At 69.7% G+C, this 17,040-nt stretch carries 10 protein-coding genes; 1 reads left to right on the top strand and 9 read right to left on the bottom strand.

The window, feature by feature from the left end; genetic code table 11:
• Positions 1 to 3 precede the first annotated feature (3 nt).
• From N7L95_RS02545 to N7L95_RS02515, 7 genes are all read right to left on the bottom strand, one after another.
• Positions 4 to 4,437, bottom strand: a complete 4,434-nt coding sequence (locus tag N7L95_RS02545) for an RHS repeat-associated core domain-containing protein (RefSeq protein WP_301258240.1) — start codon at positions 4,435 to 4,437, stop codon at positions 4 to 6.
• Positions 4,434 to 5,720, bottom strand: coding sequence for a tetratricopeptide repeat protein (locus N7L95_RS02540; RefSeq protein ID WP_301258239.1), 1,287 nt, complete (start codon positions 5,718 to 5,720; stop codon positions 4,434 to 4,436). The genes N7L95_RS02545 and N7L95_RS02540 overlap by 4 nt, the downstream gene beginning before the upstream one ends.
• Positions 5,721 to 5,741: 21 nt before the next feature.
• Complete coding sequence (locus tag N7L95_RS02535; protein WP_301258238.1) at positions 5,742 to 6,374, bottom strand: hypothetical protein; 633 nt, start codon at positions 6,372 to 6,374, stop codon at positions 5,742 to 5,744.
• Between the two features lie 36 nt (positions 6,375 to 6,410).
• On the bottom strand, positions 6,411 to 8,654 hold the full coding sequence (locus N7L95_RS02530) for a type VI secretion system Vgr family protein (RefSeq protein WP_301258237.1): 2,244 nt from the start codon (positions 8,652 to 8,654) through the stop codon (positions 6,411 to 6,413).
• 615 nt (positions 8,655 to 9,269) lie between these two features.
• Positions 9,270 to 10,127, bottom strand: coding sequence for a YbgC/FadM family acyl-CoA thioesterase (locus tag N7L95_RS02525; RefSeq protein WP_301258236.1), 858 nt, complete (start codon positions 10,125 to 10,127; stop codon positions 9,270 to 9,272).
• Entirely contained in the window at positions 10,114 to 11,034 is a 921-nt protein-coding gene (locus tag N7L95_RS02520; protein WP_301260049.1) for an alpha/beta hydrolase, read from the bottom strand. Before N7L95_RS02520 ends, N7L95_RS02525 begins: the two co-directional genes overlap by 14 nt.
• Before the next feature lie 124 nt (positions 11,035 to 11,158).
• A complete protein-coding gene (locus N7L95_RS02515; protein ID WP_301258235.1) occupies positions 11,159 to 12,025 on the bottom strand; it encodes a 2-keto-4-pentenoate hydratase in 867 nt (288 codons plus the stop codon).
• A gap of 86 nt (positions 12,026 to 12,111) precedes the next feature.
• Here N7L95_RS02515 and gbd point away from each other — a divergent pair, with 86 nt between their 5' ends.
• Positions 12,112 to 13,248, top strand: coding sequence for a 4-hydroxybutyrate dehydrogenase (gene gbd / locus N7L95_RS02510; protein WP_301258234.1), 1,137 nt, complete (start codon positions 12,112 to 12,114; stop codon positions 13,246 to 13,248).
• 49 nt (positions 13,249 to 13,297) lie between these two features.
• On the opposite strand, the gene paeA is transcribed toward gbd, so the two are convergent.
• Both paeA and N7L95_RS02500 read right to left on the bottom strand, forming a co-directional pair.
• A complete protein-coding gene (paeA, locus tag N7L95_RS02505) occupies positions 13,298 to 14,599 on the bottom strand; it encodes a polyamine export protein PaeA (RefSeq protein ID WP_301258233.1) in 1,302 nt (433 codons plus the stop codon).
• A gap of 101 nt (positions 14,600 to 14,700) precedes the next feature.
• Entirely contained in the window at positions 14,701 to 16,869 is a 2,169-nt protein-coding gene (locus N7L95_RS02500; protein ID WP_301258232.1) for a PEP-CTERM sorting domain-containing protein, read from the bottom strand.
• Positions 16,870 to 17,040: the final 171 nt, after the last annotated feature.

Here is a 17,040-nt window from a genome sequence, read left to right as displayed (position 1 = left end):
GGATCAGCTATTGGCATGATTCATATACTCTCTGATGTTGTCCGGGTCGCCGCAGGTATCGCAGGGGTCCATCTGTGAAGGCGCGACAGGTGCCCCATCCGCATTCGTGCCGGTATAGGGATGAGGATTGTCCCCGGCACCGCGCCAGCGCGTGTCCATGCCGTTGATGGGGCTCGGGTGGCCGTGTGCGGCGTTCACGACGCTGGGTTCGGCACACGCCCCCACGGCATTGCCCGTCGCCACCTCTTTCAAACTGCCGGTGGGCATTGATTCCGGCGCGACGCGGTACTTTGGCGGCTTGTGCCCCTTGTTCAGATTCTTCTGCAGGTCTTCAGCGAATTTCCTGTTTTTCTCGCTGCTCGCCCCTGAGAACCCCACCGATACCGTGCCGTCCTCGTGCGTCATCACGGAAACCACGGAGCGGGTCTTCTTTCCGGTCATCTTGTCCATCGTGGCGATCACCGCCTGGCACTCCGCCTGGGCCTCCGCAGTCCGCGGCGGATAGCCGTCTGCATGCGAGTGCGGGGGCGTCGGCGCGTGAGGTGCTGCGGGAGGAGGCGCCTCTGAAGAATGGCCGGCTGCCGTGTTTCCCTTTCCGTCCGAGCCGCTGGCCTCTCCATCGCAACTGAGGCCAAGCACGTCCACACAGACGAGCGGATTCGCGGAATAGGCGTAAAGGTTCAGGCCCCCGCTCTGCCCCATTGGGTCCGATTGAAGATACCTGCCCAATCGAGGGCTGTAGGAGCGGAACCGGTTGTAGTGCAAGCCGGTTTCTGCGTCGAAATAATGTCCGGGCCACCGCACTGCGTAGTCGATGGTGCTCGTGGCCGCGACCTTGATGGTGCCGTAGGGATCGATGTCTTCCGCGCGCCATACCTCTTGTCCGCCGCCGTCTTCGATCCACTCGGGCAGGCCCACCTGATCAGTGAATACGAAGTAGGGGCGACCGGCGTCTGGCGGCGCATCCTTGCTCGCGTAATCGAGGAACATGAACGGCAGAAAGGCGTCTGCATCGACATAGATGTATAGCCTCGTGCGTCCATCCGCCCGTACTTCTGCGGCGAGGCGGTCGCCGTCCCAGTAGTACTCGGTTCGCGCCGTGCCGCAGGATGTGGCGATCCGTCGGCACAGGCCGTCATACTCCGCTGTCCAGACGTCCTCACGGCCGCTCCATGCCACCTCCACCAGCAAGTCCATGCTGTTGTAGCGATAGGTGGTGCTCGACCCGTCCGGCGCCCTGAGCTCTGCCAGATGGTTGCGCTCGTTATAGCTATGGCGGCCGAGGGAGGAAGCCATCAGGCGGTTGCCTTCGCCATAGCGCATCTCGGAACAGGTCGGCGAAGACAGCAGGTTGCCGCCGGCATCGTAGGCATAGCGGCGCAGGCTCCACCCGTCACGGGTCTCACCCAACAGCCGGTGGGCAGCATCGTAGTGGTACCGCGCCGAGGCGTGAGCGCCGCTGCTCACCACCTGCAGCAACTCGCCTGCTGCGCTGTAGTGGTACCGCACCCATCTCGGCGAAGGTGCCGGCCCTGCCTGCCAGCGCACCCGCCCGACACAGCGGCCCTCGGCATCGAAGCGCCGTGCCTCGCTGGTGCCATTGTCCAGCGTCAGCAATACCGAACCGTCGGCCGCATGCTGCAGTCGGTGCAAACCACCGTCCGGCGTTTGAATGAGCACATCGCCATCGGCCCCGTGCGTGTACTCCACCACGAAGCGACCGAAATACATGGTGCGAGCCGCTCTCGCACCGCGGTACTCGTGCTGCACACCCAGGCCATCACGCAGGTCGGAAGTGCGGCGACCCGTCGCATCCCGCCCGAGGTGCACCGCGTGTCTTTCGGTCGACGCTTCAGTGAATCGCCCCCGGGCGTCGTAGCGGTAGCGATGGACCTCGCCGCTGCTCAGGATGCGGCGGCGGTGCAGCCCGTTCTCCCCCACCTCGAAGCTCAGCAGCAAGCGCCCGTTGGCATCCCGCTTCTCGACCAAGCGGTCGCCCGTGTCGTAGCGGTAGCTCTCGCGCAGCACCCCGTGCCGCTTCACGCTCACCAGCCGGTCCTTGTGGTCGTACTCGTAGCCGCTTTCGTTGCCGTTGGCATCCACCACCAGCGCCACCTTCTCGCGCAAGGTGTAGCCGTACTGCGTGGTATGGCCCAGCGGGTCGGTCTCCGCACCTCGCATGCGCCAGGACGCACGGCTGTAATGCCAGCGCCGACCCTCCTTGTCCTCGAAGGCGATCAGTTGCCCGGCTGCGTCGAAGTCGTACTTCTCACGCCGCCCGTGGATGTCGATGGTCTCCACCACCCGCCCCGCAGCATCCCTCACCTCGGCCGGCTCGGCATGCACCGGCTCGGGCAATGCCAGCACCTGCGCCGCCACGGCCTGAAGTTGCACCGGAATGCCAAAGAACTCCGCCGGCGGCAGCACCTCCACCCTGCCCCACTGCAGGGCCAGCGACGTGCTCGGCACCGTGTGCGCCAGTGGATTGGGCAGCCTCGGCGCCTCGTCCTTCGTCGGCCACACATTCCCCCAGCGGTCGCGGCGCCCGGTGTTGCGGCCCCGCGCGTCGTACAACCACTCCATCACTCGCCCACCGGAATCCACCTCCCGCAGCACGCGGCCGTCTTCCCCGGTGATGCGCTCGGTCGCTCCGCCATACGGGTCCACGATGCGCGTGACCGTGCCCACCTCGTTGTGCATGAACACCCAGCGCCCGCCGTCGGCCTCCGTCACCAGCGTGCGCCCGGGCTCGTACTTGAGCTGCACGCGCCAGACCTGGTCCTGCCCGGCACTGGCGATGCAGCGGCCCTCGGCGTCGTACTTGTAGAAGAACGAGAAGCCGTTGCGGTCGGTCTCGCGCGTCATGCGCCGGTCTTCGTCGTAGGCGTGGCTCATCGCGGCGCCCAGCGGGTCGGTCCAGCTGCGCAGGCAGCCAGCCTCGTCGTAGGCATAGCGCGCGATGCTCGCCAGCTCGTGCCCGCGCGAGCGCCGGATCTCGGTCAAGCGGCCATGCTCGTCGTGCGTGAACCAGAAGCTCTGCTCGAACACCTGCTCCTCGCCCGCTTCGGCCACCACCGCCAGCCGTCCGGCCGCGTCATAGCCGAAGTGCATGCGGCTGCCCCCACCCACCACGGCCACCAGCCGCGCCGCCGGCGCCTCGGCCGACTCGCGCTCGAAGCCCATGCTGCCGTGCACCGCGTGCTCCACCACGAAGCGGTGCTCATCTCGCTGCAGCAGCTCGTAGCCGGCCAGCACCCCGCCATAGCGGCCGTCCTCGGCCCGCGGGAAGCTGTACTGCCGGCCTTCGCCGTCGATGTAGATCGCCCGTGTGCGCAGCAGCCGCAGCTCGCGCTGGTAGTAGTGCCGGAAGCCGTAGCCCAGCAGCCCGTCCTGCTCGCAGCGCCCGCTGTCGTAGTAGCGCTCCCAGCGGAAGCGCCCGGGCCCCAGCTCCTGATGGTCCAGGAACTCGTTGACGCAGGCCCCCGTCACCGGGTCCACCGGGTGGCCCGGGCGGTCGCACTTGGCGTTCTCGGCATGCCGCGGCGGCTTCTTGGCCTTGGCATCGGCCACCTTCTTCACCGCCTTCAGCAACCCCGCTGCACCGGCCAGCGCGTCCAGCGCATCGGGCAGCGGCATGCCGCCGATCAGCACCGTCGGGTTGCCCAGCAGCAAGGCACCCATGCTCGGCGCAATGCCGGGGTCCTTGCCCAGCAAGGCGCTCATCGCCGCAATGGCCGCATCGGCCGCCGCCTGGGCCGCGGCCATCTTCGCCGCCCCGGCATTGCCGCCGGCCGCCTGCGCCCCGGCCGACAGCCCCCCGGCCGCCGCGCCGATGGCCGCCATCGCCACCCCCAGCTTGCCGAACATCGACGCCGGGTTGCAGTGCCGGGTCATGTCCAGCCCCAGCCGCGCCGCCCGCGAGCCGCCAATGAAGGTGTTGCTCGATCCGGTGAACACGTCATAGGCCGGCGCAAAGCTGCCGCAGGTCGGCGCAATGCCCAGGTCGCCTGCCCGCGCCGCCGGGATGCCGGAGATCAGCACCCCCACGCTGCCCGAGCCCACCGTCGCCCCCAGGCTGGGCAGCGGCACCATCATGCTCGGCGGGTGCGCATGCGCATGCGGGATGCCCAGGTGCGGCACCGTGAGAAACGCCGCCGGCATCCCAGGCACCAGCGAGTTGAACGGCGCCGTCAGCAGCGACAGCCCGGTGTTCAGCAGCTCGAACGGCGCGCCCACCACACCCAGCGCCGCGTTCACCCAATGGCTGGCCACGCCCACGCTGCCCTGCTCCGGCGGCGGGCTCTCCTGGAACGGTGCGGCCGTGCGGTTCACCGCGCCGGCCAATGCGTCCACACCGCTGTTGCCGGTGGGCGCAATCAGCGGGTCGGCGGCCGGCTCCTCCGCCCCGGGTTGGAGTTTCTCGCTGGGAAGGGTCATGCGCTTGCAGGCGTGGCCGGGTGATCGAGGCCGGGCGGGCTCGCTTCGCCAGGGACGGCGCCGGCTCCACGGTCCAGCGTGGCGAGTTCCTCGTCGCAGGCCTTCACCTCCGGCTCCATCTGGAGGCTGGCATACAGGCCGCGCAGGCGGCCCAGCAAGGCGCGGTGGGGATCGGTGCAGCCGAACTGCTCGCACAGGCCCTTGGCGTCGATCCACAGCCGCGCGGCTTCCACCGGCCTGCCCTGGGCGGCGAGGGCGACGCCCTGCTGCTCCATCGCCTCGATCTTGGCGTTGCTGAACAGCAGCTTGCCGGCACTGCGGCTGGCCAGCTCGTAGTAGCCCTCGGCCTCGGCGTACTGGCCCAGCTGCAGGCAGCTGGCGCCGGCCGCCATCAGCAGGTTGAGCATCACGCTCAGGTTCTTCACCGGCCCGGCCACCGCCAGCGCCTGCTGGTAGCGCTGCTTCGCCTCCTCGTGCCGGCCCAGGCGGCTCGCCACGTCGCCCGCGCCGCCGAGCGCCAGCGCCTGGCCCACCGCGTCGCCCTGCTGGCGGTGGTAGTCGTAGAGCAAGGCGTACTTCTCGTGCGCGCCGTCGAAGCGCTGGTAGGCCAGGTCGAAGGCCGCCAGCTGCATCAGGGCCTGCATGCGCTGTGGCAGCGGCAGGCGGGCCTCATGGACCTCGCGCACCAGCGAGTCCGCCGCCTTCTCGGCGGAGAAGTCGACGCGGAACTTCAGCACCCCGTCGAGCCGCTCGCGGCCGGCCAGCACGAAAGGCGTGTCGCGCCGGTCGCGCAGGATGAAGCGCTGGCCCTGCATCCAGGGCTGCCAGCCATCGAGCAGCGGCGACACCAGGTCGCGGTAGCCCTCGGCATCGCCGATCTCATTGGGCAGCAGGCCCCACACGATGTCGAGCTGGCGGTCCACCACCTCGCGCACGTGCTTCACGGCCGCCAGCAGCCGCTGCGCCGGCGCCTGGCGCGCGTCCAGGCACAGCAGCGGCAGCGCGGCCCAGGGCGGCGCGCCTTCCTGCGACCGCAGAACGTTGGCGGCATCGATCTGCGCTGCCACCGCCTTCAGCGCCTGGTCCAGGTAGTCGGCCGCCCCGGTGCACGGGAAAGGGAACACCAGGAACACCGGTGTCGGTGCCTGCCGGTCCATCTCCTGCAAGGCCTTCAGCGGAAACAGCAGGTCCGGGTCGGTGCCGCACAGCACCAGCACCGGATCGTCCGGTTGCTCGATGAACTCGCGCAACGCCTTCTCCATGGCCACATATTCACGACGCATGCTGCCGGCTTCCTTTTAGGTTCAGTTCAGCCGGATGAAGCGGCTGCGCACGACGGTGTCGGACTCGGTGCGGATGTCCACCCCGCCGCGGCCGGCCTGCAGCTCGATGGTCTCGGCCTGCAGGCGCAGCGTCCTGGGCGCCTCCAGTGTCAGCGTGTCGCTCAGCAGGCGCACCACCGGCCCCTGGCTGGAGGCATGCACCTCCACCAGGGCACGGTCGGCCTCGTCGGTGATGCGCAGGCAGTGCTCGGGCGCCAGCTTCAGGCTGGCCGCCGCACTGGCCGCAGCGGCGGCGGGCTCGCGCGCGGTGCCGGCCAGCACGCCGGTCACCAGGCGCTCCGGCCAGTTGGCCGGCTGCTCCAGCAGCACCCGGTCGCCACGCGCCGGCAGTGCGCCGCGCAGGCATTGCAGCCACTGCTCGCAAGCCTGCCCGCTGTCGGAAAACCAGCGCACCAGCACGCGGCCCGGCAGCTCCGGATGATGGGTGTCGGCCACCTCGCCCACCAGGCTGCCCGGCCCGCCGGCCGCCGGGCGGGGCTCCGCGGGCATGGCCGGCCGTGCCGCCTGCTGCAGCAGCTGCCGCAGCGAGGACCGCACCTCGTCGAGTTCTTCCTCGGCCACGCTCGGGGCTGGGCTGGTCTCTTCGCGCAACATCGCGTCCTCCTCGGAATCGGGGTCAGTGAGCCGGGTTCAGTTGATGTGGGCGATGGTGCCCTGCAGCGTGATGCCCGAGGCGTCCAGCGTGATGGTGGCACCGCCCGCGGTCAGCACCACCTTGGCGCCGGCCACCGTCACCTGGCCCTTGCCGTCGCCCACCTGGATGGTCGGAGCGAACACCTTGGCCTCGCTGGTGCCACTCATCTGGCTGACCGGCGCACCGATGATGGTCACGCCCTCGCCCTGCCCGTCCACCAGCACCCCCTTGCCCTTGCCCACCACGGTGGTGCCCTGGTCGTTGCCGGTGATGTGCACGCCTTCGCCGTTGCCGGTGATGGTCACGCCCTTGGCGTTGCCGGTGACCGTCACGCCTTGGCCATTGCCGGTGACCGTCACGCCTTCGCCATTGCCGGTGAGCGTCGCGCCCTTGGCGTTGCCGGTCATCTGCAGCCCCTCGTCATTGCCGACGATGGTGACGCCCTTGGCATTGCCGGTGATGGCCACGCCCTCGGCGTCGCCCTGGATGTTGACGCCCTTGCCCTGGCCGTGCAGCACCACCGACTTCGCCGCCACCGCGGTGTAGTCGCCCGACTGCACCGTCACCGCACGCGAGCCCGACTGCACGGTGTGCGTGCTGTCGCCCTTGACCGTCACGGTGCGCGTGCCGGCCACCACGGTGAGCGTGTCGTTGCCCGCCTGCACGGTGGTCGTGCGGTTGTTCTGCACCGTGTTGGTCTGGTTGTTCAGGATGGTGTTGGCCTGGTCGTTCAGCACCTTGGTGGCCATGTCGTACTGGGCATGGATGTTCATCATCTCCTTGCCCGCGGTGTCGTCCATGGCCAGCTCGTTGTAGCCAGCGCCCTTGTGCGTCTGCGACTTCAGGCCGCTCACCACGCCGGGCATCGCATACGGCGGCATCAGCTCGGCGTTGTAGACGCGGCCGGTGATGATGGGCCGGTCCGGGTCGCCTTCGATGAAATCGACGATCACCTCCTGCCCGATGCGCGGGATGCTCACGCCCCCCCAGCCCTTGCCGGCCCACGGCTGCGACACCCGGATCCAGCACGAGCTGTTCTCGTCACCGGCGCTGTAGCGGTCCCAGTGGAAGCGCACTTTCACCCGGCCCTGCGCGTCGGTGTAGATCTCCTCGCCGGCCGGCCCCACCACGATGGCCGTCTGCGGCCCCTGGACGATCGGCTTGGGTGTGCGCCGTGCGGGACGGAAGGGCTGCTGGCTCGGAAGCGCGGTGAAGCTGCAGGCCCAGCGTGCGCCCGAGCTGCTGGAGGACTCGTACTCCTCGCCCTCGGCCTGGTAGGTGGCGCCCAGCACCAGGTACTCCCGGTTCTGGTCCGGCCGTGGCTGGCCGAAGAGGTGGAACAGATGGCCCACCGCCAGGCCGCGCGAGTTGGTCTCGCCATGCGCGATCTCGAAGCGGGACTGCAATTCCTCCAGCCGCACGCGAGCATAGAACTCGCCATCGGCGGCGGTGGTGTGCTTGTCGGGATAGTCGTAGACCTCGAAATGCGACAGCTCGTGGCCACGCTGCACGGCGGCCATGCTCTGCAGCTTGACGCGCGGCTTCTCCGGGTCGAAGTTGTCGTGCACATAGCGCACCGGCTGGATCTCGCGGCCGAAGCTCCACTGGCTCACATGCTCCACCTCGGCCCGCGCCGCCTGCTCGCGCGGCAGGAAGGGCAGGCGCTCGCAGCCGGGCTGGGCATCGTGGGCCCGGTAGGAGTCGGCCAGCACCATGGTGTGCTTGTCGCCCTCGTGCCGGAAGTAGTAGTAGATGCCCTCCTGCTCCATCAGCCGGCTGACGAAGTCGAAGTCCGTCTCGCGGTACTGCACGCAGTACTCCCACTCGCGGTACTGGGCAGTCAGCTCGAACTCGGTGGTGGCAATGTCGCCATGCGTGTCGAACACCTGCTTGAGGATGTCGGGCACCTTCATCTGCTGGAAGATGCGGCAGTTCGCCGTCCGCGTGAGGAACCACAGCCAGGGTCGCACCGTCAGCCGGTAGAGGTGGAAGCGGCCCGCCACACCCACCTGCGAGAACCGGGTGGCATGCCCGCTGAAGACGCGGTGCGGACCCATCGCCTGCTCCACCCGCACGGCGACCTTCTTGCCCAGGATCGCATCCGGGTCCAGATCCTCGCGCTCGCTCAGCGCGTCGATCTCGAACTCGCCCAGGCGCGCCATTTCCTCGCGCCCGTGCATCCGGTGCAGCCGCAAGGCGTCGGGGCCCAGCGGGGTCAACAGCTCAAATGTTCTCGACATCGGGGTGCCTCTCGTCGTGTAGCGGCTTGCGACTGGCGCTCGGCAGCACGCTCGTTTTATTTCCAGGACGCGGGGTATACCTTTCACATAACCGTCACACACTCCCTAACTTGATCCCATTTGAATCAAATTGTTTATAGGTGCAGAACGGCGACCCGGCCAGTCCAACCGCCCCTTCGGCCGGGGTGCCGAAGCGGCCGGCGGCGGCCCTCCGCCGGTGGGCCCGGTGTCGCACGGCGCCGGGGGGGCGTGCCGCTGGCAGGTCCGGCTTCCGCCCCGCGCTGGGAGGACCGCGCAGGTCGTTGCGCCTGTTTCGTGGAGGGCGCACGGACGGCAAGGCCGTGCATGGTCGGGCGAGTCGTGTTGCGGCGGCGCACCATGGGGCGGTGGCGCCGCATTGCTGCAATGCCGTGATGCCCTGGTGCTGGTGCCGTGGTGTGCCGGCGCAGCTGGCTGGACCATGACGACGTGACGGTGCCGGCGGTGCGGCGGCAGCACCACGCAGCGAGTTGGCCGGCCTTCGACCGGCGCGCTGGCGCACGCCGCACTTGCCGGCCGGGCACCAGCGGCTTGCGCGCCGGCTCGACGCTGCGTCGAACTACTGCGTCCGCAGCCTCAAAGCGCCTTCACCATCTCCACGTGCGCGATGCCGAGCTCCTCATACTCGGGCCCACGTGGCAGGAAGCCGGCCCGCATGTAGAACGGGGCGGCCGAGGTCTGGGCATGCAGCACCGCTTCGCGGTAGCCTTGCTGCCGGGCCTCCCGCATCAAGGCATCGAGCACCGCGCGGCCGGCACCGCCACCGCGCATCGAACGGCGGGTGGCCATCCGGCCGATCTTGGCGACGCCCGGCACGTGCTCCATCAGGCGGCCGGTGGCCAGCGGCATGCCGAGCCGGTTGTAGGCCACGGCATGCACGCAGGCCAGGTCGGCTTCGTCCCACTCCATGTGGGCGGCAATGCGCTGCTCGTCGATGTAGACCTCGGTACGCACCAGCTTGGCATCGCGGCCCAGCGTGTCCCAGCCACCCACCCGCAGCTCGATCATCGGCTTGCCGGCCTCGTAGGCGGCCAGCGCCTCGCGCAGGTCCTGCGGCACCTGCACCGAGGTCTGGGTGGCGGGGTCGGCATACACGTACACCAGCTCGCCGCCGACCAGCCACTGGTCGAGCCGGAAGATGCCCAGCTCGAAGCCCATCGAGGAGTGGCCGACCCGCACCGAGCGGATGCCGATCTCCAGTTGGTCGTCATAGCGAGCCGAGCTGTGGTATTCGAGGCTGGCCTTCTTCACATACAGGTCGCCGCCCAGCGACTCCAGCGCCTGCGGATACGGCAGCGCCAGCGCGCGCCAGTACTCGGACATCGCGGTGTCGAAGTAGGTCAGGTAGTGGCCGTTGAAGACGATCTTCTGGGCATCCACCTCGGCCCAGCGCACCCGCAGCCGGTGCACGAACCGGAAATCAGCGCGCTTCATCGAACAGGGCCTCCCGCAAGGCGTCGGCGGCGTCCGCCTGGGCCTGCAAGGCTTCCGGGATGGCGCGACCCATCTTGATGAAGTCGTGCGTCAGGCCGCGGTAGAGCTCGAGCGACACCGGCACGCCAGCCAGCCGCAGACGATCGGCGTAGGCGATGCCTTCGTCCACCAGGGGATCGCATTCGGCCAGGCAGACCCAGGCCGGTGCCACGCCGTCGAGGTCCGGCGCGTTCAGCGGGGCAAAGCGCCAGTCGCTGCGGTCGGCAGGGTCGATGTACTGCGCGAAGAACCACTCGATGGCGGCGCGCTCCAGCACGAAGCCTTCGGCAAAGGTGGCGTGCGACGCGGTGTCCTGGTGCGCGGTGGTGCCAGGCGTCACGAGCAGCTGCAAAGCCAGCGGCAGCCCGGCGTCGCGTGCCAGGATGGCGCAGACCGCAGCCAGGGTGCCCCCGGCGCTGTCGCCGCCGACCGCCAGCCGCCGGGTGTCCAGGCCCAGCGCCTCGCCGCGCTCATGCAGGCCCCGCAGCCCGGCCCAGGCATCGTCCACGGCCACCGGAAAGCGGTGCTCGGGCGCCAGCCGGTATTCCAGCGAGACCACCGCAGCGCCGCTGCGCAGAGCCAGCTGGCGGCACAGGCTGTCATGCGTCTCGATGCCACCGATGGTGAAGCCGCCACCATGCAGGTAAAGCAAGGCTGGCAGCCGCTCGTGCGAGGGCGCGTACAGCCGGGCTGGCAGGGGGCTGCCGTCATCGGCCGGCAGCACCAGGTCGTGCACCCTGGCGAGCGGCGCGCGCGGCAGGTCCAGGATCTCGGCCGCGGCCAGGTAGGCCTGCCGGGCTTCGGACGGCGGCAAGGTGTAGTAAGGGGGGCGGTTGGCGCGGCGGATGCGGTCGATCACGCCCGCCATCCGCGGGGTCAGCAAAGACGAATTCACGATGTCCTCGGGCTCTGCCCGTGCGATGGCCGGTGCTTGCTTGCGGCCGGTGAGTCAATCAAGGGGGTCGGTCGGCGATGGGCCGATCGCCCAAGGGCTAGCGGAAACTCACGCCCACCTCGGGCGTGCCCTCCATCCCTTCAAGGCCTTCGTACACCACCTTGACCCACAGGCCGGCCTGCGGCGGCATCAGCTTCGAGAAGGAGCCCAGGCTCAGCAGGTCCCCCGGCTGCAGCCGCCCTCCAGCACGGCGCACGTCCTCGGCCAGCCAGATCACGGCCTGCAGCGGGTGGCCCATCAGGTCGCGGCCCTGGCCGCGGTCGAGTTCGCGGCCGTCGCCGTCGAGCACCTTGACCGTCATGGCGGCCAGCTGCGCCACCATGGCCGGTGTGGCCTTGATGGGCTCGCCCATCACGCCCCAGCGGGCACCGACGTTGATGGCGGTGATGCCGGCGCCGTCCAGCCGGGCCGGGTCCTGCACCAGCAGGTCGGGCAGCTCGATGAAGGGAATGACCGCATCGATGTGCTGCATCACCTGCGCCGGCGTGCGGGCCTGGTGGATGGCAGCGCTCTTCACCCGTACCAGCAGGTCGGCCTCGAACAGCGGCCGGGCGCCGAAGCGAGCCGGAAACTGCGCGCCGCTGGGCAGCAGCATGGCCGAGAACAGCGTGCCGCGCACCGGGCTGTCGTGGTGGAAGCGCTTCTGCACCGCGGGGTTGGTGAGGCCGGCCTTGTAGCCCGCCTTGCGGCCCAGTTGCTGCTCCAGGTAGGCCACCAGCTTGTCGCGGCCACAGGCGGCATCGGCCACGCTCATGGGCGCGGGGTTGTCGGCCGGCTCCAGCGCCATGTAGCGTGCCGCCAGCCGCGCCACCTCGATGTCGGAGGGGCAGGCAGCAGCCGCCATGCCGGCGCTGCAGGCGGCCAGCCCCAGCGCCGCCAGGCGCAGCCGCAGCAATCCCTTCATGGTGTCTCCCGATGTCCATGTACGAAGAAGGCAAGCATACTGGCCTTTCCTCCCCAGCGTATGCGCCGGCGGGCGCCAGCCGACCCATGGCCTTGATCAGCTACCTGACCCAGATCCAGTTCGACTTCGGCGCCATCGCGCTGTTGCCCGAGGAATGCCAGCGTGCTGGCATCCGGCACCCCCTGTTGGTGACCGATGCCGGCGTGCGCGCCGCCGGCGTGCTGCAGCGGGCACAGGACGCGCTCGGGCCGGCCGGCACCGCGGTCTTCGACGGTACGCCGTCCAACCCGACCGAGGCCGCGGTGCGCGCCGCCGTCGGCCTCTACCAAGCGCATGGCTGCGACGGGCTGGTGGCGGTGGGCGGCGGCTCCAGCATCGACCTGGCCAAGGGCGTGGCGATTGCCGCCACCCATCCGGGGCCGCTGACCAGCTACGCCACCATCGAAGGCGGCAGCGCCCGCATCACCGACCGGGCCGCCCCGCTGATCGCGGTGCCCACCACCGCCGGCACCGGCAGCGAGGTGGCGCGCGGGGCCATCATCATCGTGGACGACGGCCGCAAGCTCGGCTTCCATTCCTGGCATCTGATGCCCAAGGCCGCGATCTGCGACCCCGAGCTGACGATCGGGCTGCCGCCCACCCTCACCGCCGCGACCGGCATGGACGCCATCGCCCACTGCGTTGAGACCTTCCTGTCGGCCGCCTTCAACCCGCCGGCCGACGGCATCGCGCTCGACGGGCTGGCGCGCGGCTGGGCCCACATCGAGCGGGCCACCCGCGACGGTGGCGACCGGGAAGCGCGGCGCCAGATGATGAGCGCCTCGATGCAGGGCGCCCTCGCCTTCCAGAAAGGCCTGGGCTGCGTGCACAGCCTCAGCCACAGCCTCGGCGGCGCCAACCCGCGGCTGCACCACGGCACCCTGAACGCGGTGTTCCTGCCGGCGGTGGTGGCCTTCAATGCCGGGGCCGAGTCGGTGCAGCGCGAGCGGCGCCTGGAACGCATGGCGCATGCCATGGGCCTGCCGGCGGCGGCCGACGTGGCGCCCGCCCTGCGCGACATGAACGCCCGCCTGGGCCTGGCGACCGGGCTGGCCGCCATGGGCGTGGAGCGCTCGATGTTCAGCCGCATCATCTCCGGCGCCATGGCCGACCACTGCCACAAGACCAACCCGCGCCTGGCCAGTGCGGACGACTACCGGGCGATGCTGGAGGCATCGATGTAGCGGGCGCCGCTGCGCCCGCAGGCGCCGGCCGGCGGCGCGGCTGGGCTGCTCAGGCGTCGGGCAGCCGCGTCACCATCACCTGGTCGATGCGGTAGCTGTCGACGTCCATCACCTCGAATTTGTAGCCGCCCCAGCTGACGCTGTCGGTGCGCCGCGGGATGCGGCGCAGCATCACCATCAGGAAGCCGGCCAGGGTGTCGTACTGGCCCTGGTGCGGCAGTTCGTCAAGGCCGATGGCTCGCATCACGTCGAACACCGGCGTCACGCCGTCGATCAGCCAGGAGCCGTCCTCGCGGCGCACGATCTGGTCCTCGTCGTGCGGCCCCACCAGGCTGCCCATCACGGTGCTCATCACGTCGTTGAGGGTGATCACGCCGACCACCAGGCTGTACTCGTTGACGATGACCGCGAAGTCTTCGTGCGCCTGGCGGAACTGCGTCAGCACCTCCGACAGCGTGATCCTGTCGGGCACCATCAGCACCTTGTGCAGCAGGCCTTCGGCCGACGGGCCCTGCAGCGAGATGGGCTCCTTCTTCAGCACCCGCTGGAACAGGTCGGCCGCGTCCACATAGCCCACCACTTCGTCGATGTGCTTGTCGCACACCAGGTAGGTGGAATGCGGCTCAGCCACGATGCGGGCGCGGATTTGCTCCTCCGGGTCGTTCACCAGGAAATAGACGATGCGCTCGCGCGAGGTCATCGAGCTCTCGACCGTGCGCACGTCCAGCTCGAAGATGTTCTCGATCACCTGCTGTTCCTGCGCCAGCAGCACACCGGCCTGGGTGCCCGCCTCGGTGAGCGCCAGGATGTCGTCGTGGGTGATGCGGTCGTCGCGCTTGGCCGGCAGCCCGAAGAGCTTGAACAGGCCGTTGGCCAGGCTGTTGTAGAACCACACCACCGGCTTGAGCAGGGTGACCCACCACAGCATGGGCGTCACCACGCGGATGGCCACCTGCTCGGGCTGGGTCATGCCCAGACGCTTGGGAAACAGGTCGGCGAACAGGATGAACAGCGAGGTGACGGTCAGGAAGGAGACCAGGAACCCGGCTGTCTTGGCAGTCTCCGCATCGGTGAGGTTGAGGAACACGTCGGCCAGATAGGGCGTGAGCGCACCTTCGCCGACGATGCCGCCCAGGATGGCCACCGCATTGAGCCCCACCTGGACCACCGTGAAGTAGGAACCCGGCTGCTCCTGCACCTCGATGACCCGCTGCGCGCGGGGTTCGCCTTCGTCGGCCATCTGTCGCAGGCGCAGCCGGCGTGCAGCGGCAAGAGAGATCTCGGCGATGGAGAAGAAGGCGCTGACGCCGATCAGCAGCGCAATGACAAGAAAGCTCGCAGTCATGCCCATGTAGTCGCTCCCCCGCGTTCTGTGTGGCGGGTTGAGCGGCTAGTGTAAGCAGTCGGTCGCGGCCGCGGCTCGGAGCGGGCCGCCGCGGCCTGCGAGCCAGCTCAGCCGGTGCTGTCGCGACACCGGCTGCGGCGGCTGCGCTGCACGGCGAACAGCACGCCCAGCAGCGTCAGTGCCCAGGTCGACGGCTCGGGCACCGCCGACACGCTCAGGTCCACATAATCGGCACCGTAGAGCACGCTGACCCGGTAGGCGGCCGGGTCCAGGCCCCAGTCGACCTCGTCGAAGCGGCCGAAGACGCCACTGCCGGCCGTCATGATGCGCCAGACGCCATAGCTGGGCGACGCATCGCCGAAGACCAGCTGCAGGGTGCCGCCGAGGTGGGCCTCGCCGGTGATGGCCAGCTGGTCGAAGTGCACCCGGTCCTGGATGTCGACCAGCAACACGCCGGAGTTGAAGCTCACCAGCTGCGCCGCCAGATCCGCGCTGCCGGTGCGCCCCTCCAGCCCGGCGCTGAAGCGCCCGCCGTCGATGCGCACGCTGTCGGCCGCCAGCCGGCCGTCCACCCAGGTGCGCGCGGCGTCACCGCTCTGCACGAAGGCGCCGGTCAGCCGCACCGCGCTCTCGGCATCCACCACCACCTCGCCGTGCTGGGCCACTCCGCCCAGCTCCAGCTCGGCCCCGCGCAGCGCGGCCAGGCTGCCCTGGTTGTCGAGCTGGTTCGCGAACACCGTCTGCCGGCTGCCGGCGCCGTCCAGCACCACGCTGCCCTGGTTGACGCGGAAGCCGCCGGTCCAGGTGTCGTACAGCATCAGCTCGCTGTTGCGCATCACGTAGCGCCCTTGCAGGGTGGTCGAACGCCGGGCGCCCAGGTTGATCCGGGAGTCGATGGCCTCGAAGCTGCCGTGGTTGCTGAAGTCGGCCAGCGTCAGCTCGCTGCCGCCGGACACGCGCACCCGGCCGTGGTTCACCATGCGGCCGATGGAGGTGGCGCCACCGCCCACCATCTCGTAGACGCCGCGGTTCTCGACGGTGGCGCCGATGTAGCGCGCCGACACCCCGCCCGGGCCGGGCCGGTAGCTGTTCTGGTCGATGAAGCGCGCACCCGCGCCAAGGTGGATCGTGGCGTCGCCGCTGATGGGGGCCGCACCGTCCCAGCGCACCTCGTCCTCGAAATTCCAGCGGCCGGTCATGACTTTCTCGAGCAGCCATTGCCCGTCCGGCGTGGTCCGCAGGCCCCAGCCGCTCAGCTGTGCCCGGCCGGTGACGGTCACCGGCCCGCCGGCCTCGAGGTTGCCGTGGCCCCAGTCCAGCCGGTCGACCGTGAGGCCGCCAGCCACCATGACGGTGCTCGGGCCATGGTCGATCGGGTCTTCCGGCCCGGCCAGCCGCAGCCAGCCGAGCTGGAGCGTCTCGGGGTTGTGGTATTCGAAGCGCCCGCGTCCCAGGTCGACCCCGCCGCTGCCCTGCAGCGTGGCGGCGGCATGGAAGGACACCACCGTGCCCAGCGCCGGATCGTCGATGCGCAGGCTGCCATGGTTGGTGACGGTGCCGGCGGCGAAGTCGTGCCACGCGGTGGAGCCGATCACCGACAGCGTGGCGTCGCGGCCGATGTGCCAGTTGCCGGTGCTCAGCATGCTGTCGGGGCCGTTGTGGTCCAGCACGAAGCGGCCGTTGTCGGCGATGCGCATCGTCCCGGCCTGGGAGATGGTGCCGAGGTAGGTGCGCAGGCCGCCGTCCTTGACCTCGATCACGCCGGTATTGACCCAGGCGGCGTTGTCGGTGACGTCGAACTGCAGGCGGCCCGCGGTGGCGCCGAGGCTGCCACGGTGGTAGAAGCCGCCGGTGATGCCGGCGAAGGACAGCGTGGCGCCCTCTGCCGTCGAAGCGCCGAGCAATTCGACCCGGCTGGCGCCGGCACGCAGGTCGCCCGCCAGGTTGCTGCTGCCCGTCACGGTGAGGGCCGGGCCGGCCAGTTCGCCAGCCCGCCAGTGGAAGGACCGGGCACTCAGGCTGCCACCGCCGCTCAAGCGGCCGCCACTCAGGTACAGGTTGCCAATGCCGGAGCCCGGCTGGTGCAGCACCAGTTGGCCGCCGCTCACGGTGAGGAAGCCGCTGCCGGTGAGCGTGCCGACCGCGAAAGAGCCGCGGCGCACCTCGCTGTCGTGTTCGCCGAGCAGGGCCCGTGTCGTCGCCGTCACCGGCAGGCCGGCCGACCAGTTGGCGCTCAGGTCCCAGAAGGTATTCTGGGGCGCCGCGCCGGTGAACACCGTGTCAACCGCCCATGCGGTGGCGGACCCGGAAAGGACAAGTACTGCGGTGGCGGCATGCCGCCAGGGCCGAAGCTGTGAGGGGCTGGGAAGGTAAGACGCTTTCAAGGCAAGCTCCGAAACAGTTCCAGTGCTTGCATCATTCGGCAGGCGGACTCGTCTCTATTGAAA

Origin of the sequence: Eleftheria terrae (assembly GCF_030419005.1) — a bacterium.
Taxonomy (GTDB): domain Bacteria; phylum Pseudomonadota; class Gammaproteobacteria; order Burkholderiales; family Burkholderiaceae_C; genus Caldimonas; species Caldimonas terrae.
The sequence above is the reverse complement of the archived record's forward strand: the minus strand, read 5'-3'. Positions and strand labels throughout refer to the sequence as shown.